At 62.5% G+C, this 16,941-nt stretch carries 16 protein-coding genes; 8 read left to right on the plus strand and 8 right to left on the minus strand.

The features are described from left to right. Position 1 precedes the first annotated feature (1 nt). The 3 genes from ACZ6YA_RS11545 to ACZ6YA_RS11555 form a co-directional block, all read right to left on the minus strand. Positions 2 to 280 carry a hypothetical protein gene (locus tag ACZ6YA_RS11545; protein ID WP_465897244.1) on the minus strand — a complete coding sequence of 93 codons (279 nt, stop codon included), beginning with the start codon at positions 278 to 280 and terminating at the stop codon, positions 2 to 4. A 161-nt stretch (positions 281 to 441) separates the two neighbouring features. Then, positions 442 to 1,662 carry a class I SAM-dependent methyltransferase gene (locus ACZ6YA_RS11550; protein ID WP_465897245.1) on the minus strand — a complete coding sequence of 407 codons (1,221 nt, stop codon included), beginning with the start codon at positions 1,660 to 1,662 and terminating at the stop codon, positions 442 to 444. A gap of 240 nt (positions 1,663 to 1,902) precedes the next feature. Beyond that, positions 1,903 to 2,520, minus strand: a complete 618-nt coding sequence (locus ACZ6YA_RS11555) for a TPM domain-containing protein (RefSeq protein WP_465897246.1) — start codon at positions 2,518 to 2,520, stop codon at positions 1,903 to 1,905. A gap of 187 nt (positions 2,521 to 2,707) precedes the next feature. On the opposite strand from ACZ6YA_RS11555, the gene bglX reads away from it, so the two are divergent. The 6 genes from bglX (at position 2,708) to ACZ6YA_RS11585 (ending at position 11,060) form a co-directional block, all read left to right on the plus strand. Further along, positions 2,708 to 5,002 carry a beta-glucosidase BglX gene (gene bglX / locus ACZ6YA_RS11560; RefSeq protein ID WP_465897247.1) on the plus strand — a complete coding sequence of 765 codons (2,295 nt, stop codon included), beginning with the start codon at positions 2,708 to 2,710 and terminating at the stop codon, positions 5,000 to 5,002. An 84-nt stretch (positions 5,003 to 5,086) separates the two neighbouring features. Further along, positions 5,087 to 6,844, plus strand: a complete 1,758-nt coding sequence (locus ACZ6YA_RS11565) for an ATP-binding protein (protein ID WP_465897248.1) — start codon at positions 5,087 to 5,089, stop codon at positions 6,842 to 6,844. Beyond that, complete coding sequence (locus ACZ6YA_RS11570) at positions 6,838 to 8,172, plus strand: sigma-54-dependent transcriptional regulator (RefSeq protein ID WP_465897249.1); 1,335 nt, start codon at positions 6,838 to 6,840, stop codon at positions 8,170 to 8,172. Before ACZ6YA_RS11565 ends, ACZ6YA_RS11570 begins: the two co-directional genes overlap by 7 nt. Before the next feature lie 270 nt (positions 8,173 to 8,442). Continuing rightward, a complete protein-coding gene (locus tag ACZ6YA_RS11575) occupies positions 8,443 to 9,762 on the plus strand; it encodes an MFS transporter (protein WP_465897251.1) in 1,320 nt (439 codons plus the stop codon). A gap of 286 nt (positions 9,763 to 10,048) precedes the next feature. After that, entirely contained in the window at positions 10,049 to 10,336 is a 288-nt protein-coding gene (locus ACZ6YA_RS11580) for a hypothetical protein (RefSeq protein WP_465897252.1), read from the plus strand. Positions 10,337 to 10,454: 118 nt separating this feature from the next. After that, positions 10,455 to 11,060 carry a flavin reductase family protein gene (locus tag ACZ6YA_RS11585; protein WP_465897253.1) on the plus strand — a complete coding sequence of 202 codons (606 nt, stop codon included), beginning with the start codon at positions 10,455 to 10,457 and terminating at the stop codon, positions 11,058 to 11,060. Between the two features lie 12 nt (positions 11,061 to 11,072). On the opposite strand, the gene ACZ6YA_RS11590 is transcribed toward ACZ6YA_RS11585, so the two are convergent. Together ACZ6YA_RS11590 and ACZ6YA_RS11595 are read right to left on the minus strand one after the other, a co-directional pair. Next, the gene (locus ACZ6YA_RS11590; RefSeq protein ID WP_400800235.1) at positions 11,073 to 11,306 is read right to left on the minus strand and encodes a hypothetical protein; all 234 of its coding nucleotides are present in this window, start codon (positions 11,304 to 11,306) and stop codon (positions 11,073 to 11,075) included. A 54-nt stretch (positions 11,307 to 11,360) separates the two neighbouring features. Next, complete coding sequence (locus ACZ6YA_RS11595) at positions 11,361 to 11,654, minus strand: putative quinol monooxygenase (RefSeq protein WP_465897254.1); 294 nt, start codon at positions 11,652 to 11,654, stop codon at positions 11,361 to 11,363. Between the two features lie 202 nt (positions 11,655 to 11,856). Between ACZ6YA_RS11595 and ACZ6YA_RS11600 the strand changes: the two genes are divergently transcribed. Then, positions 11,857 to 12,777, plus strand: coding sequence for an AraC family transcriptional regulator (locus tag ACZ6YA_RS11600; RefSeq protein WP_465897255.1), 921 nt, complete (start codon positions 11,857 to 11,859; stop codon positions 12,775 to 12,777). 3 nt (positions 12,778 to 12,780) lie between these two features. Here the strand turns inward: ACZ6YA_RS11600 and ACZ6YA_RS11605 are convergent, their stop codons facing one another. Next, entirely contained in the window at positions 12,781 to 14,418 is a 1,638-nt protein-coding gene (locus ACZ6YA_RS11605; RefSeq protein WP_465897256.1) for a 5-guanidino-2-oxopentanoate decarboxylase, read from the minus strand. A gap of 114 nt (positions 14,419 to 14,532) precedes the next feature. Between ACZ6YA_RS11605 and ACZ6YA_RS11610 the strand changes: the two genes are divergently transcribed. Continuing rightward, positions 14,533 to 15,417: a LysR substrate-binding domain-containing protein gene (locus ACZ6YA_RS11610; RefSeq protein ID WP_465897257.1), complete on the plus strand. Its 885-nt coding sequence runs from the start codon at positions 14,533 to 14,535 to the stop codon at positions 15,415 to 15,417. Here the strand turns inward: ACZ6YA_RS11610 and ACZ6YA_RS11615 are convergent. Then, positions 15,414 to 16,028, minus strand: coding sequence for an NAD(P)-dependent oxidoreductase (locus ACZ6YA_RS11615; protein ID WP_465897258.1), 615 nt, complete (start codon positions 16,026 to 16,028; stop codon positions 15,414 to 15,416). The two genes, ACZ6YA_RS11610 and ACZ6YA_RS11615, sit on opposite strands and share 4 nt — an antisense overlap. Positions 16,029 to 16,055: 27 nt before the next feature. Then, positions 16,056 to 16,931, minus strand: a complete 876-nt coding sequence (locus ACZ6YA_RS11620; protein WP_465897259.1) for an MBL fold metallo-hydrolase — start codon at positions 16,929 to 16,931, stop codon at positions 16,056 to 16,058. Positions 16,932 to 16,941: the final 10 nt, after the last annotated feature.

Here is a 16,941-nt window from a genome sequence, read left to right on the forward strand (position 1 = left end):
GTCATTGCTCCTCACCCGCCTTCAACGCGGCATCCGTAGGGCCCGTACCTGCGCAGTTGTCCACGACGCGTCTCAGCTGACGGGCAAAATTGCCTGGATTCTTTGGGGTGCTCCAGATGCTGGTGATGCAATGTTCCCCGCATCGACAATCAGCATCGTTGAAGGGGCAATACAACTTCCCCCAGCAGTGCCCACCACCCGCAACGACTCTCCATCCTTGGGACTCAGCGTGCCTCAAGGCCTGCTCGACCTCTTTATTGGCGTGACTCGGGCGCGGCATCACATCTTCTCCAGTGTGGGCTCTTCACCTCCTGGTTGTCAAATGACAACTTAAGGAGGCCATGGCCACTACACTACAGATCGCTGGACGCTTTAGTGGGCTGGAAGGCGTGTTTGGGAAGCCTCCTACGCACTTTCGAGAATTGAGCTCAACAGGCTTTATTACCCAGCGATCAACCCATCCGCGCGCAATAACGTCTCCAGGCAATGTTCCTGCACCCCGTAAAACGCCTTGAGCTGCGCAATCTTCTCCAGTAACGCACCCGCCTCCACCGGCTGCTTGCGCTTCACCGCAAGGATCATCTTGTTCTTGTTGGTGTGTTCAAGCGAGATGAACTCGAACACCTTGGTTTCATAACCACAGGCTTCCAGGTACAGCGCGCGCAAGCTGTCAGTCAGCATTTCAGCCTGCTGGCCCAGGTGCAGCCCGTACTGCAGCATCGGCTGCAACAGCCCAGGGCTGTGCAGTTGCGGGCGGATCTGCTTGTGGCAGCACGGCGAACACATGATGATCGCGGCATTGCAGCGGATGCCGGTATGGATCGCGTAATCAGTGGCGATGTCGCAGGCATGTAGGGCAATCATCACCTCGATGGCCTCGGGCACCACGCTGCGTACGTCGCCGCACTGGAATTCCAGGCCTGGGTGATCCAGCCGCGACGCGGCGGCATTGCACAGGTCGACCATGTCCTGGCGCAGCTCTACCCCGGTCACCTGAGCTTCGCGGCCCAGCGTGTTGCACAGGAAATCATGCATGGCGAACGTCAGGTAGCCCTTGCCCGAGCCGAAGTCGGCCACTCGCAGTGCCTGTTGCTCAGGCACCGGAGCACTGGCCAGAGCGTGCTCGAATACCTCGATGAACTTGTTGATCTGCTTCCACTTGCGCGACATGGACGGGATCAGCGCGCCTTGTGCATCGGTCACGCCCAGGTCACGAAGGAACGGCCGCGACAACGCCAGGTAGCGCTTCTTCTCGCGGTCGTGACCAGTGCTGGCGGCGGCCTCGCGGGGCGCCTGGGCACCGTGGCGCTGGAGCATCGGCTTGCCCTTCTTGCTGAAGGACAGCTGCAGCTCGCCGTCGCCATCGAACAGGTGGGCATTGCGAAAGCCGTCCGGCAGCAGTTCAGCAACCAGCGCCAGCGCTTGGTCCAGCGCCACATTGCGAGTGATGTCGCGGGTCTGGTGGCGGTACACCAGCGACAGGTTCGGTTGCCCTTTCACCTGCACCGGCTTGGCGATGATCCGCTGCAAGGTCTGGTCGGCGCCGACAGGACGTGCCAGCACCAGCTTGACCAGGGTGTTGCCGTGCAAGGCGGCGCTTAGCACGTCGAGAAACTGGGCGCGCGCATCCGGCGCGGAAGTAGCGGGAATACTGGCGGACATGGAAAGCAGGTGCCTCGGATAGCGGGGAGCGCGTTGCGCAATGCCGCGCATTCTACGTCGATGCCTGCCCCACGCGAAGGTTTTCGCGATGGGCGTGGCTAGGCTCTGTACGAAAAGCCTTGATACTTGTTCATGCTGCGTTGAAAGCAGCCTCGGAATGCTCATGTACTCCAGTAGAGGCCGCTTCCTCGGCTGTTTTCGCCTTGCCTGACCTGCGTCTCAAGACTTTTCGTACAGAGCCTAGTCGAGGATCACCAGGCGGTTGGGCAGCTCGTTGCGCGCATGGGTTCGCGGTACGTGTTCGCTCAGCCGATCACCGCAGGCCTCGATGCAGTCGACGAAGCCTTGCAACGTCCGGCCTTGCTGCACCTGCTGGGAAAAACGGGCAACGATGATCGCGCGGGCCCGTGCATCGAGATGGCGATCGATACCTTGATCGACGAGAATTTCCACATGCCGCTCCGCTTCGGCGACAAAGATCAGCACCCCTGTGCCACCCGCCGTGTGCTGCAGGTTCTGTTCGCGAAACTGTTGCCGCGCCAGGCGCGATGCCCGCCAGCGGCGCAGGGCGGCAGGGATCAGCCAGGCTGCCATGCGCGGCTGGCGCAATACCATGCACAACCCAACGAACAGCAGCACGTTGGCAACCAGCACGCCCCGTGCACCCGGCCAGCCCAGCAGCCAGTGCAATAGCCCAGGTATGGCCAGCGCCAGCACGGCGGCCCAGAACAGCGGCAGGTAGGCATAGTCATCGGCGCGCCGGGCCAACACGGTCACCAACTCGGCATCGGTACGCCGTTCCACACGGGCAATGGCCTCGGCGATCTGGCGCTGCTCGTATTCGTTGAGGGGAGTCATGCCTTCGGTCTCTTGATCGTTCTTATTGTTCTTGTCCCGGCATTCGGGTGTTCCTCAGCGGACGACATATTCAGGCATAATCCGCCGCTGGAATTAACGCCTGTGAATCGTACAACAATAGCCGCCTGAAAACTTCGGCCGCGCACGTATCACCGTGGATACGGCACAGGCCTCGACAACGGAATTCATGATGAAACTGTCTTTGCTGGGCCTGGCCATGATGAGCCTTGCCAGTCAGGCGGCCCTTGCCGCCCCCTCCGCCCCGCCCCTGCAAGACAAGCAGGCGTTCATCGAGCACCTGATCAGCCAGATGACCGAGGCCGAGAAGATCGGCCAGCTGCGCCTGATCAGCATCGGCCCGGAGATGCCGCACGCGAAGATCCGTGAGGAAATCGCCGCCGGGCGTATCGGTGGTACCTTCAACTCGCGCACCGCACCCGAGAACCGGCCGATGCAGGACGCCGCCATGCGCAGCCGCCTGAAAATCCCGATGTTCTTCGCCTACGACACCATCCACGGCGAACGCACCATCTTCCCGATCGGCCTGGGGCTGGCCGCCACCTGGGACATGGATGCCATCGCCAAGGTCGGCCGCACCTCGGCCATCGAGGCCTCCGCCGACGCGCTGGACATGACCTTCGCGCCCATGGTCGACATCGCCCGCGACCCACGCTGGGGCCGCACCAGCGAAGGCTTCGGCGAAGACACCTACCTGACCTCGAAAATTGGTCAGGTGATGGTGCGCTCGTTCCAGGGCAGCAGCCCATCCAACGCCGACAGCATCATGGCCATCGTCAAGCACTTCGCCCTGTATGGCGCGGTGGAAGGCGGGCGCGACTACAACACGGTCGATATGAGCCTGCCGAAGATGTACAACGACTACTTGCCGCCCTACCGCGCCGCGCTCGACGCCGGTGCCGGCGGAGTGATGGTGGCGCTGAACTCGATCAATGGCGTGCCGGCCACCTCCAACACCTGGCTGATGAACGACCTGTTGCGCAAGGAGTGGGGCTTCAAGGGCGTGACCATCAGCGACCACGGCGCCATCCAGGAGCTTATCCGCCATGGTGTCGCCCGCGACGGCCGCGAGGCGGCCAAGCTGGCGATCAAGGCCGGCATCGACATGAGCATGAACGATACCCTGTATGGCGAAGAGCTGCCAGGCTTGCTCAAGTCTGGCGAGGTGACCCAGGCCGAACTGGATCAAGCCGTACGCGAAGTGCTTGGGGCCAAGTACGAAATGGGCTTGTTCAAAGACCCGTACGTGCGCATCGGCAAGGCCGAAACCGACCTCAAGGATTACTACGGCGAGGACCGCCTGCACCGCGACGCCGCCCGCGACGTAGCGCGCCGCAGTCTGGTGCTGCTGGAAAACCGCCAGCAGACCTTGCCATTGAAAAAAGCCGGCACCATCGCCCTGGTCGGCCCGCTGGCCGATGCGCCGATCGACATGATGGGCAGCTGGGCCGCCGACGGCAAGCCGATGCACTCGGTCACCGTGCGCGAAGGCTTGCGCCGCGCCGTCGAGGGCAAGGCCAAGCTGGTCTATGCCAAAGGCTCCAACGTCACCGGCGACAAGGCGATCTTCGATTACCTGAACTTCCTCAACTTCGATGCCCCGGAAATCGTCGATGACCCGCGCCCGGCCGCCGTATTGATTGATGAGGCGGTCAAGGCCGCCCAGCAATCTGACGTGGTGGTGGCCGTGGTCGGTGAGTCCCGTGGCATGTCGCACGAATCCTCAAGCCGTACCACCCTGGAAATCCCGGCGGTACAACGCGACCTGATCAAAGCGCTGAAAGCCACCGGTAAACCCCTGGTGCTGGTGCTGATGAACGGCCGCCCACTGTCGATCGCCTGGGAACGCGAGCAGGCTGACGCCATCCTGGAAACCTGGTTCGCCGGTACCGAGGGCGGCAACGCTATCGCTGACGTCTTGTTCGGCGACTACAACCCATCGGGCAAGCTGGCCATCACCTTCCCACGCTCGGTCGGGCAAATTCCGATGTTCTACAACCACACGCGCATCGGCCGCCCTTTCACGCCGGGCAAGCCAGGCAACTACACCTCTCAATATTTCGAGGAGCCTAATGGACCGCTGTATCCGTTCGGTTATGGCCTGAGCTACAGCAACTTCGAACTGTCGGGGCTGAGCCTGTCGGCCAAGGACCTCAAGCGCGGCGACACGCTGGAAGCCAAAGTGACGGTGAAGAACACCGGCAAGCTTGACGGCGAAACCGTGGTGCAGCTCTACCTCCAGGATGTTTCGGCGTCCATGAGCCGCCCGGTCAAGGAATTGAAGAACTTCCACAAGCTGATGCTCAAGGCCGGTGAGTCGCGGACCGTGACCTTCCGCCTCAGTGAGGAGGATCTGAAGTTCTACAATGGCCAGCTGCAGCGAGTGGCAGAGCCTGGTGAGTTCAATGTCCAGGTTGGGTTGGATTCCGAGGCCATACAACAACAGAGTTTCGAACTGCTGTAAGAAGTCGGTCGGAAACCCCGGCCTCTTCGCGGGCAAGCCCGCGAATGGGCCGGAACAAATCTCTCCATATTCCAGGCCCGTCTCATGCCATTATCCTTTCGCGCCCTGCGTCTGGGGCTGATCACCCTGATGATCCTGGTGGGCACCGCGCTCAGCGCCGGCTGGGCTCTACACCAGGCCAAGCGTCAGGCCATGGAAGACGATGCTCGCCGCGCCAGTCAGCAGCTGGGCCTGTACGCTACCTCGCTGCATACCCTGATCGAACGCTACCGCGCCCTGCCAGCCGTTTTGGCGCTGGATCCGGAGTTGATCCAGGCATTGCGTGGCCCGGTCAGCGAACAGGTTCAGGACGCCCTGAACCGCAAGCTCGAACGTATCAACGGCGCCGCCAATTCCTCCACTCTGGAGCTGCTGGACCGCACCGGGTTGGCTGTGGCAGCCAGCAACTGGCGCCTGCCGACCACTTACGTAGGCTCCAACTACGGTTTTCGGCCCTATTTCAAACAAACCCGCAGCCAGGGCAGCGGCCGTTTCTATGCGGTCGGCGTGACCAGTGGCGTGCCCGGATACTTCCTGTCCAGTGCGGTCACCGACGATCAGGGGCGATTCCTTGGTGCCATGGTGGTCAAGCTGGAGTTCCCCGAACTGGAACGCGAGTGGCGCCAGGGCAGCGATATCCTGCTGGTCAGCGACGCGCGCGGGATCACCTTCATCGCCAACCAGGACGGTTGGCGCTACCGAGAGCTGCAGCCGCTCGGGGGCGCCGACCGCGCCGAACTGGCCGAGACCCGCCAGTACGACAAACAGCCACTGGTGCCCCTGCAGCATCAGGTGCTGACACGCTTCGCCGAGCATAGCCACCTGAGCCGAGTACAGGGTCCCGGTGGGTCGGCCGAGTACCTGTGGGAAAGCCTGCCGCTGGCAAGCGAAGACTGGACCTTGCACCTCCTGCGCAAGCCCCAGGTGGTAGCCGCTGGCCGCAACGCGGCGCTGGGCGCGGCCGCCGTGTGGCTGAGCCTGGTGTTCGCCGCGCTGTTCGTCAGCCAGCGCCTGCGCCTGGCCCGTCTGCGCCAGCGTAGCCGCGAAGAGCTCAAACGCCAGGTCGAGGAACGCACCCGCGAACTGCGCACTGCCCAGGAGGGACTGGTGCAATCGGCCAAGCTGGCCGCCCTCGGGCAGATGTCCGCCGCCATGGCCCACGAGATCAACCAGCCGCTGACCACTCAGCGCATGCAACTGGAAACCCTGCGCCTGCTGCTTGACCACAAACGCTACGATGACGCGCGCCAGGCGCTGGAGCCACTGGAGCAAATGCTCACACGCATGGCCGCGCTCACCAGCCACTTGAAAACCTTCGCCCGCAACAGCCCGGTCGGCCTGCGCGAACGGCTGGACCTGGCGACCGTCGTCGACCAGGCCCTGCACCTGCTGGACACACGCATGCGCAACGATGAGGTCGAAGTGGCCCTCTACCTGGCCCGCCCGGCCTGGATGCGCGGCGATGCGATCCGCCTTGAACAGGTGCTGATCAACCTGCTGCACAACGCCCTCGACGCCATGGCCGACAAACGCTACAAACGCCTGGAAATCCGCATCGAACCCGAGCAGGGCCAGTGGCGCCTGAGCGTCCTCGACTCTGGCGGGGGGATTGCCGACACCGACCTGGCCAAGGTGTTCGACCCGTTCTTTACCACCAAACCGGTGGGTGAAGGCCTTGGCCTGGGCCTGGCGATATCCTATGGCATCATCGTCGAAGCCGGCGGACAGCTGCAGGCCGACAATCTGCCAGGCGGTGCGCGCCTGAGCTTTACCCTGCCCCGCGACTCGGAGCCCGTATGCTGAATTCAGTGATGGTCGTCGATGATGAAGCAAGTATCCGCAGCGCGGTCGAGCAATGGCTGAACCTGTCTGGCTTCAGCGTGCAATTGTTCGCCCGCGCGGAGGACTGCCTGGCTCACCTGCCGCAGCACTTTCCGGGTGTGGTCATCAGTGACGTGCGCATGCCGGGCATGGGTGGCCTGCAACTGCTTGAACGCCTGCAGAGCGATGACCCGGACTTGCCAGTCATCCTGCTGACCGGCCACGGCGATGTACCGATGGCGGTCGAAGCCATGCGCAACGGCGCCTATGATTTCCTCGAAAAGCCCTTCACCCCGCAGCACCTGCTGGGCAGCTTGCGGCGCGCCCTGGAGAAACGCCAGCTGGTACTGGAGAACCGCCGCCTGCATGAGCAGGCCGACCTCAAGTCACGCCTGGAAGCTACCCTGCTGGGCATGTCTCAAGGCCTGCAGCAGCTGCGCCGACAGGTGCTCGACCTGGCCATCCTACCGGTCAATGTGCTGATCCGTGGCGAAACTGGCAGTGGCAAGGAACGGGTGGCGCGCTGCCTGCACGACTTCGGCCCGCGCGCCGGCAAACCCTTCGTCGCACTCAACTGCGCAGCGATCCCGGAAGCACTGTTCGAAGCCGAGCTTTTCGGCCACGAAAGCGGGGCATTTACCGGGGCCCAGGGCAAGCGTGTCGGCAAGCTGGAGTATGCCAATGGCGGTACGGTGTTCCTCGACGAAATCGAAAGCATGCCGCTGGCCCAGCAGGCCAAATTGCTGAGGGTGATCCAGGAACAGAAGCTCGAGCGGCTGGGGGCCAACCAGAGCATCAGCGTTGACTTGCGGATCATCGCCGCGACCAAACCCGATCTGCTCGAAGAAGCCCGCGCCGGGCGTTTTCGCGAAGATCTGGCGTATCGCTTGAATGTCGCCGAGCTGCGCCTGGCGCCCCTGCGTGAACGACGTGAGGACATCCCGCTATTGTTCGAGCATTTCGCCCATGCCGCAGCCGGCAAGCTTGGCCGTAGTGCTGCAGCACTGTCGGGCACGCAACTGGCACAGCTGCTATCGCACGACTGGCCCGGTAACGTGCGTGAGTTGGCCAATGCGGCGGAGCGGCATGCGTTGGGGCTGAACTCGCCAAACGCTGAGTCGAGTGTTATGGGCCAGTCACTGGTCGAGCAGATGGAAGCGTTCGAGGCGCAATGCCTGCGTGCTGCGCTGCGCATGCATAAAGGTGAAATCAAGAGCGTGATGGAAGCGTTGCAATTACCGCGACGCACACTGAATGAAAAGATGCAGCGGCATGGGTTGCTGCGTGAGGATTTCGTAGTTCGGGAATGAGCGGAATTTCGCCTACCGCTAAGCCTTCCTGGGCGTAAATCCGCTCACCTTCAAGATTCAAGGCGCGCCCTTCGCGGGGCAAGCCCGCTCCCACAGATCAAAGGCGCAACATCAGGAACTACACGGGCCCTGTGGGAGCGGGCTTGCCCTCGAAGGGCACGCCGCGCACTCAAATGAATCACCACGCCCCCATTTGGCACACCTTCTGCAATTGCCCTGGCAAGCTGCGCCCCTGGCGCGCTCCACAAAAACAACGAGAAGGTATCCCTGATGGATAACGCCACCTCCCTGCCAGCCGGGGCGGCCGCCGCGCCGGCCGCAGAAAAAACCACCGCCAGCCGCCTCAAATCGATTTTCAGTGGTTCCATCGGCAACATGGTCGAATGGTACGACTGGTACGTCTACGCCGCATTCTCGCTGTACTTCGCCAAAGCCTTCTTCCCAGCAGGCGATTCCACCGCACAACTGCTCAACACCGCCGCAATCTTCGCCGTGGGCTTCCTCATGCGCCCGATCGGTGGCTGGCTGATGGGCCTGTACGCCGACCGCAAGGGACGCAAGGCCGCGCTGATGGCCTCGGTACTGCTGATGTGCGCCGGCTCACTGGTCATCGCCCTGACCCCTGGCTATGAAACCATCGGCGTCGCCGCGCCGGTGCTGTTGGTCATCGCACGCCTGATGCAGGGCCTGTCGGTAGGGGGCGAATACGGCACCTCGGCCACCTACCTCAGCGAGATGGCCAGCAAGGAGCGTCGTGGCTTTTTCTCCAGCTTCCAGTACGTGACCCTGATCTCCGGCCAGCTCATCGCCCTGGCGGTGCTGATCGTCCTGCAGCAGACGCTGACTACCGAGGAACTGTATGCCTGGGGCTGGCGTGTGCCCTTCGTGATCGGCGCGCTGTGCGCGGTGGTTGCCTTGTACCTGCGCCGCGGTATGGAAGAAACCGCCTCGTTCACCAAGAAGGAAAAGGCCAAGGAAAGCCTGATGCGCACCCTGATGCGCCACCCCAAGGAGCTGATGACCGTGGTCGGCCTGACCATGGGCGGCACCCTGGCGTTCTATACCTACACCACCTACATGCAGAAATACCTGGTCAACACCGTGGGTATGAGCATCAGTGACTCGACCACCATCTCGGCGGCCACGCTGTTCCTGTTCATGTGCCTGCAGCCCATCATCGGCGGGCTGTCCGACAAGATCGGCCGTCGCCCGATCCTGATCGCCTTCGGTGTGCTCGGCACCCTGTTCACCGTGCCGATCCTCACCACCCTGCACACTATCCAGAGCTGGTGGGGCGCGTTCTTCCTGATCATGGCGGCGCTGATCATCGTCAGTGGGTACACCTCGATCAATGCCGTGGTCAAAGCCGAGCTGTTCCCAACCGAAATCCGCGCGCTGGGGGTTGGCTTGCCTTACGCCCTGACTGTGTCCATCTTCGGCGGCACCGCAGAATACGTAGCTCTGTGGTTCAAGAGCGCCGGCATGGAAAGCGGCTTCTACTGGTATGTCACGGCGTGCATCGCCTGCTCGCTGTTGGTGTACGCGACCATGAAGGACACCAAGCAGCATTCGCGGATTACCACTGACTGAAACTGATCCAGCGGTAAACACAGGGCGCTCCGGAGACGGGGCGCCTTTTTTTTGAGATCGGGTGACCTACTTAACCCTTCTTTAATTCAGCGCCCTCATCCTCATCACTGAAAAAACGCCATTTTGCCGCCTGCTACATGCCAAGCGTACGAGCAAGATAGACGTCTCTATCAATCTATTTAACTGATATTTAGGCGCGGATATTTGCGCTTTTTAATCAATTTAATAGGCGTAACATCAGATCCATAGAAACAAGCAACCTCTCGAACTCAACGGAGCAACGACCATGAAAAACAAACTGATCCTCACCCTGGCCCTCTCGTTTATCGCTACCGGCGCATTCGCCGAAGATGGCTTCGACCGTACCAATGCCCACTCCTTCGCAGCTGCTCAGTCGCAAGCAGCCACCTACGCTGAGGATGGTTTTGATCGCACGGGTGCTCAGCGCTTTGCTGAAGACGGCTTCGACCGCACTGGCGCACAGCGCTTCGCCGAAGACGGCTTTGACCGTACCGGCGGCCACCACTTTGCAGAAAATGGCTTCGACCGCACCAACGCTCACCGCTTCAGCTGATCACTGATGCATGCCACCCGCCCGGCCTCGGCCGGGCTTGATCATTTTCAGGCGCACGCAGAATTGGCACACTAGACGCCTCGTCCCCCCAGAGGTAGGGCCAGCAAGCCCGACGCAGATGTACTACTACGAACCCGCCAAAGGCCACGGCCTGCCACACGACCCGTTCAATGCCATCGTCGGCCCGCGCCCGATCGGCTGGATCTCCTCCAAGAGCAGCGAAGGGCAGCTGAACCTCGCGCCCTACAGCTTCTTCAACGCTTTCAACTACATTCCGCCGATCATCGGGTTCTGCAGCGTCGGGCGCAAAGACAGCCTGAACAATATCGAGCAGACCGGTGAATTCGTCTGGAACCTGGCCACCCGCCCGCTGGCCGAGCAGATGAACCAGAGCTGTGCGGCAGTGGCGGCGGAAGTGGACGAATTCCAGCTGAGCGGCCTGACGGCTACGCCGTCGAGCATCGTTCAAGTGCCGCGCGTGGGCGAAAGCCCGGTGGCCTTCGAATGCAAGGTGAGCCAGATCGTCCAGCTCAAGCGCGCCGACCAGGCGCTGGTGCCGAGCTGGTTGATTCTTGGCGAAGTGGTGGCGGTGCATATTGCCGAGCACTTGCTCAAGGACGGCATCTACGACACGGCCGCCGCCGAACCGATCTTGCGTGGGGGAGGCCCGGCGGATTACTTCGAGCTGGGCAACCTGTTCCAGATGCGCAGGCCGCAGGTCTGATCGAAAGGCTGCTTACCAGACCAACTCGCCGTCTTCACTGACGCCCTGAAGGCGCTCAAGCTCCGTGCAGGCGGCTTCATCGGCCGCCATGGCGCCTTTGAACACCTGACCGTCCAGCACCTTGTGGAAACGCGGCGCGCCGCCCATGCCCAGGGCTTTGACTGCGATGGCGGCGTTGTATCCGCCCCCTTCTACTGGGACCATCGCCGAAACCGCTTCGAAATGGGGGAATTCTCTACGTGCCATGTTGCTGTCCGCCTGGTTTATCGAGGCGGCATTCTAACCTGTGTGACGGGGCATTCAATCGAAGGTATGCAGGTCCAGGCTGCTGACCACCTGGGCTTGCACCAGCTCGCCAAATAGCTGGAGGGTCGGCGAGGCGAAATAGCCACTCATCGCCTGCTGGTCCCGCCAACTGCCACTGAGCAGCCACAGGTCGGCATCGGCCTGTGAGCGCTGCACGCTAAAACTCAGGCAGCCTGGCGTATTCAGCGAGGGTTCGAGCAGGTCACGCAGGCGCGCGCCCAGCTCTGCCGAACGTCCGCTGCTGGCACGGATGAAAGCCAAGTGGGTGACCGGTTGTGAAAGGGCCATTGCACGATCTCCTTGAAGCAGGCGGACAGAAAAACCAGGCTGCCAAGGTTAGGGCTGCCCCCGTATCGCGCGTTAGGCCATTACTGCACGTCGATTGCCTGATCCTGCAGCGGGGCAGGATCAGGCAATCGACATGCAGCTTTCGACTAGCGCCCGGCATTGCCCAAACCTATGCTGCGTCGGTCAGCAGAGGAAAGCCATCATGACCACCACCCCGTCCACCGATCCGACCCTGGAAGTGCAGCGCCAAGAGCTGGCGGAGTTGATCAGCCGTCACGGTGGCGGCCCCCACGGCCCGGCCTCAGCCATCGACGACCTGTACCTGGTGCGCTACACCGAGAATGTCCGTTCCGTACCGTCGGTGGCGCAACCCGCCCTGTGCATCCTGGCCCAGGGCAGCAAAAGCCTGTTCCTCGGCGACGAACAATACGCTTACGACCCGCTGCATTACATGGTGGTGTCGGTGGCCCTGCCGCTAAGCGGTGCGAAGCTCGATGCCAGCCCGGAGAACCCGTGCCTCGGCCTGCGCCTGGACCTGGACCCAGCCGAAATCAGCCAGTTGATCGCCGAAAGCGGCCCGATGCTGGTACCCAGCCTGCCGTCCGGTCGCGGCCTGTTTGTGGAAAAGACCGACCCGCACCTGCTCGACGCGCTGCTACGGCTGATCCGCCTACTGGACTCGCCACGTGACATTGCCATGCTTGCGCCACTGATCCGCCGGGAAATCCTTTACCGCCTGCTGCGTGGACCACAGGGCTACCGGCTGTACGAAATCGCCCTTGCCAACAGCCAGACGCACCGGGTGTGCCAGGCCATCACCTGGCTCAACCAGAACTTCCAGCAGCCGCTGCGTATCGAGGACCTGGCACGGGAGGTCAACCTCAGCACCTCCACCCTGCACCACCGGTTCAAGGCGGTGACCTCCATGAGCCCGTTGCAGTACCAGAAGCAGCTGCGCCTGCAGGAGGCGCGCCGGTTGATGCTCAACGACGGCCTGGAGGCAGCGGTGGCGGGTTATCGGGTGGGCTATGAAAGCCCGTCCCAATTCAGCCGCGAATACAGCCGGCTGTATGGTGCGCCACCGATCCGCGATGTCGCGCGCTTGCGTGCCAGTGTCGGCTGAAAGTCAGCCGGGCACGGCCGCCTGCCACTGGTTCTGATCGACCTGGATCAAGGTCGGCCCCTTGCGCTCCACTGCACGACCAAGGGCAGCCTGAAGTTGCGTCACATCGCCGACATCTTCGGCTTCTGCCCCCAAGGCCCGGGCGACGCCGATGAAGTCCGGGGTATGAATATCCACCCCGACCGGCTCGATGGCGCGGTTGACCATGTACTTCTTGATCTCTTCGTAACCCTGGTTATTCCACAGCAGCACGATCATCGGCACCTGCGCTTCCACCGCGCTGGCCAGCTCCGGCAGGGTGAACTGCAGCCCGCCATCGCCAATCAGGCACACGACTGGTGCGCGCGCGGCAGGTTGCTCGGCGCTGCCCAGCCAGGCGCCCATCGCTGCGGGCAGCGCGTAACCGAGGGTGCCGTAGCCGGTCGAGGCATTGAACCAGCGGCGTGGTTGATCCATGTCCAGGGTCAGGTTGCCGGTGTACACCGGCTGGGTCGAATCCCCCACCAGGATGGCAGTGGGCAGACGCTCCAGGATGCTGGTCAGCAGGCGGGTCTGGCTCAGCGTCGGCTCATCCCAGGCAGCGTTCAACACCTCACGCAGACGCTGCACACGCGTTGCTCCCCAGCTGCCATCACGGGCCGGCTGCGGCAGCGCCTGCAAACGGTCGAGTAGCGCTTGAGCCGCCAGTTCGGCGTCGGCTACCAAGGCCAGCTCCGGCAGGTAATTGCGCACGGTCTGATCCGGGTCGATGTCGATGCGCAGCAGGCTACCGGGGATTTCGAAGCCGCCCTTGAAGGTAACGTCATAGTCGGTCTCGGCCAGCTCGGTGCCGATCGCCAGCACCACGTCGGCCTCGGCCACCAGTTCACGGGTGGCGACCAACGATTGAGTCGACCCCATTTGCAGCGGGTGTTTTGCCGGCAGCAGGCCCTTGGCATTGATGGTCAACGCTACCGGGGCCTGCAAATGCTCAGCCAGGCGCGTCAGCACAGCACCTGCAGCCAGCGCACCGCCGCCTGCCAGGATCAATGGCTTGCGCGCCTTGGCCAGGCGTTCGGCCATCAGTGCCACGGCCTGAGGCGCGGCGCCTGCGCGGCTGCTGCGCACCGCACGACCCGGCAGCAGGTGATCGGCGGGCTCCACCAGCACGTCCAGCGGGATCTCGATATGCACCGGGCGAGGCCGAGCGCCATCGAACACGGCAAAGGCACGGGCCAGCACCTGAGGCAGGTCGTCGGCGCTCATCAGCGTTTGCGAGAAGGCCGCCACACCGGCCACCAGCGCGCTCTGGTTGGGTAACTCGTGCAACTTGCCTCGGCCACCGCCCAGTTGGTCGCGCGACTGTACGCTGGAAATCACCAGCATCGGGATCGAATCGGCGTAGGCCTGGCCCATGGCGGTGGTGATGTTGGTCATCCCGGGGCCGGTGATGATGAAACACACGCCCGGCTTGCCACGGGTGCGCGCATAGCCGTCAGCCATGAACCCGGCGCCCTGCTCGTGGCGAGGCGTGATGTGACGGATGGATGAGCCCGCCAGTCCGCGGTAGAGCTCCACAGTATGCACGCCGGGGATGCCGAAGACATGGTCTACACCATAGCCTTCGAGGAGTTTGACCAATACTTCGCCGCAGGTTGCCATCGGGTTTCACCTTGGATCTTGTTGGAATCTACGCGCATTGGACCCAACCCACGGCTATCGCCACAAGGCAAAAAAACACATACTAGCCATGTCCTGTAATCATGGCTTGCTGCGATGAAACGCCTCCCGCCCCTCCCTGCCCTGCACACGTTTTTGGTCACCGCTCAGCATTGCAATTTCACCCGTGCTGCGCAGCAGTTGCATATCACCCAAGGTGCCGTCAGCCGGCAAATCGCTGGGTTGGAGGAACACCTCGGTTACGCTCTGTTTCAGCGCCAGGCCCGAGGCCTGAGCCTGACCCGCGAGGGGCAGGACTGGCTGCCGCGCGTGCAGCAGCTGTTCGCTCTGATCGAACAAGGCGTACGCGAAGTGGGCGGGCGCAGCACCACCTTGCAGCTCAAGGCGCCGACCTGCGTGATGCGTTGGTTGCTGCCGCGGTTGATGGAGTGGCAGGCATTACGTCCGGATGTGCCGGTGGAACTGACCACCACGGTGCAGCACGGCGTGGATTTTCGCCGTGAAGGGTTCGATGCGGCGGTGGTCTATGGCAGCGTGCCCAATCATGGGCTGCGGGTGCGCAAACTGTTCGACGAGCAACTTACGCCGGTCTGTGCGCCATCATTACTGGCGGGGCCGGTGCCGTTGAATCAGATCGAAGACCTGGCGCGCCACATGCTGTTGCACCCGTCGCGGGATGAGCATGATTGGCGGCTCTGGCTGCAGGCAGCCGGTGCCGCGGTCGACGTGCAAGGGCCGAAGCAGCATTTCGAGACGCTGGACATGGCCATGGCCATGGCCTCCCAGGGCACCGGGGTGGCCATTGGCGATTGGGCGCTGATTGGCGATGACCTGCGCGGTGGACGCTTGTGCATGCCGTTCGGCTTGAAGGTGATCACCGGTAAAGGCTATTACCTGGTCAGCCAGGCCAAGAGCCTGCCAGCGGGGCTGGTCGAGCTGATGGACTGGCTGGAAGGGCGTGCTGGACAAGGACAGGTTTAATAGCCGACCGTAAACCGCTGTCTTGAATGCGCTGGTTTTTCCAGTTCATCGAGCATGGCAATCGCGAAATCGGCAAAAGTAATCCAACTTTTGCCATCAGCGCCAATCAGCAGATGGTCCTTGCCCAAGGTGTAGCGCCCTGTGCGCTGCCCTTCGACGAACTCTGCCGATGGCGACAGGAAGGTCCAGTCCAGGTTCTGCTCCTGGCGCAGCACATCGAGAAAACGCACCCCAGCACTGGCCTCGGCCTTGTAAGCTTCAGGGAAGTCCGGGCTGTCGATCACTCGATGTCCGGAAGGCAACAGCAGGCTACCGGCACCGCCCACCACCAACAGGCGCTTGACCCCGGCACGCTTGACCGGCTCGATGATCGCGTGCGGCTCGATGGTCGAGAAATGCGCCGCACTCAGCACGGCGTCCACACCCGCTACAGCCTGTTTCAGCGCGTCGCTGTCTTTCACATCGAGTGCTTGCAAGGTGACGCCATCGCGCACTTGCAGGGCTGCAGGGTTGCGAGCGATGGCCACTACACTGTGCCCCCGACGCAGGGCTTCTTTCAGCAGCTGGCTGCCGGCACGGCCAGTGGCACCGATGATTGCAATCTTGCTCATGAGAAACGCTCCTTCAATTGGATGGAATTACCACTTCATCTCGCCCTTGGCGACCTTCGCACCGAGCTCCAGCGAGCTTTCGTCAGCCAGGTCCGGGTAACGTTTTTTCATTGCGCGGATCAGTGCATTGGCATCCTTGGACCTGGCCGCTTCAGCATCGAATGCGCGGATGTAGCCTGCCGTGAAATGCACGGCATCGAGCGAATGCTTGCTCTGGCCCAGGTAGTGCCCGGCCACCACGGTGCGCGGCGCCAACTGCTCGATCTGCGTGAGCGTGCCCAACCAGTCGGCATGGGACTTGGCCGACTGGGTATCGGCCATCCACACGTGGATGTTTTCGGAAACTACCACGCCACCGACCACCGCTTTGATCGAGGGGATCCAGACAAAGCTGCGCTCAGGTTGTGGGCCATCCAGCCCCATGACATCGAGCGCTCGCCCCTCCAGCATCAGGCGGTTGCCATCGAGCACCTGCGGTACCACCAGGCGCGCCGGTTTGTCCGCGCCCATCTGCGGGCCCCAGTAGGCCAGCTTGGCATCCATGGTCTGGCGGATATGGGTAACGGTAGCAGCCGAGGCGACTACCTTGGCCTCAGGGAATGCCTGGATAAGGGTATCTAACCCGAAGTAGTAATCTGGATCGCCATGGCTGATATAGATGGTCGTCAGGTGTTTGCCACCAGCACGCAGGCGCTGTACCACCTGTTCAGCCTGGGCCTTGCCGAACTGGGCGTCGACCAGGATGGCGTCTTTCTCACCGCTGACGATCACCGAGCTGACCGGGAAGATGGCCTCATGGCCCGGGTTGTAGATATCCAGCTGCAGTGGCTCGGCGGCCTGGGCCTGACCCGTCAGGGCCAGGCATGCCAGAACCAGGCTGCGCAAAGGCGTGAAAATCGACATGCTCTGTGAC

The sequence above is a fragment of the Pseudomonas sp. NPDC090752 genome (assembly GCF_055584805.1).

Excerpts from the sequence above, each read along its gene's own strand:
- ACZ6YA_RS11545 (WP_465897244.1), bottom strand. The coding sequence starts at position 280 with ATGCCGCGCCCGAGTCACGCCAATAAAGAGGTCGAGCAGGCCTTGAGG.
- ACZ6YA_RS11550 (WP_465897245.1), bottom strand. The coding sequence starts at position 1,662 with ATGTCCGCCAGTATTCCCGCTACTTCCGCGCCGGATGCGCGCGCCCAG.
- ACZ6YA_RS11555 (WP_465897246.1), bottom strand. The coding sequence starts at position 2,520 with ATGACTCCCCTCAACGAATACGAGCAGCGCCAGATCGCCGAGGCCATT.
- bglX (WP_465897247.1), top strand. The coding sequence starts at position 2,708 with ATGATGAAACTGTCTTTGCTGGGCCTGGCCATGATGAGCCTTGCCAGT.
- ACZ6YA_RS11565 (WP_465897248.1), top strand. The coding sequence starts at position 5,087 with ATGCCATTATCCTTTCGCGCCCTGCGTCTGGGGCTGATCACCCTGATG.
- ACZ6YA_RS11570 (WP_465897249.1), top strand. The coding sequence starts at position 6,838 with ATGCTGAATTCAGTGATGGTCGTCGATGATGAAGCAAGTATCCGCAGC.
- ACZ6YA_RS11575 (WP_465897251.1), top strand. The coding sequence starts at position 8,443 with ATGGATAACGCCACCTCCCTGCCAGCCGGGGCGGCCGCCGCGCCGGCC.
- ACZ6YA_RS11580 (WP_465897252.1), top strand. The coding sequence starts at position 10,049 with ATGAAAAACAAACTGATCCTCACCCTGGCCCTCTCGTTTATCGCTACC.
- ACZ6YA_RS11585 (WP_465897253.1), top strand. The coding sequence starts at position 10,455 with ATGTACTACTACGAACCCGCCAAAGGCCACGGCCTGCCACACGACCCG.
- ACZ6YA_RS11590 (WP_400800235.1), bottom strand. The coding sequence starts at position 11,306 with ATGGCACGTAGAGAATTCCCCCATTTCGAAGCGGTTTCGGCGATGGTC.
- ACZ6YA_RS11595 (WP_465897254.1), bottom strand. The coding sequence starts at position 11,654 with ATGGCCCTTTCACAACCGGTCACCCACTTGGCTTTCATCCGTGCCAGC.
- ACZ6YA_RS11600 (WP_465897255.1), top strand. The coding sequence starts at position 11,857 with ATGACCACCACCCCGTCCACCGATCCGACCCTGGAAGTGCAGCGCCAA.
- ACZ6YA_RS11605 (WP_465897256.1), bottom strand. The coding sequence starts at position 14,418 with ATGGCAACCTGCGGCGAAGTATTGGTCAAACTCCTCGAAGGCTATGGT.
- ACZ6YA_RS11610 (WP_465897257.1), top strand. The coding sequence starts at position 14,533 with ATGAAACGCCTCCCGCCCCTCCCTGCCCTGCACACGTTTTTGGTCACC.
- ACZ6YA_RS11615 (WP_465897258.1), bottom strand. The coding sequence starts at position 16,028 with ATGAGCAAGATTGCAATCATCGGTGCCACTGGCCGTGCCGGCAGCCAG.
- ACZ6YA_RS11620 (WP_465897259.1), bottom strand. The coding sequence starts at position 16,931 with ATGTCGATTTTCACGCCTTTGCGCAGCCTGGTTCTGGCATGCCTGGCC.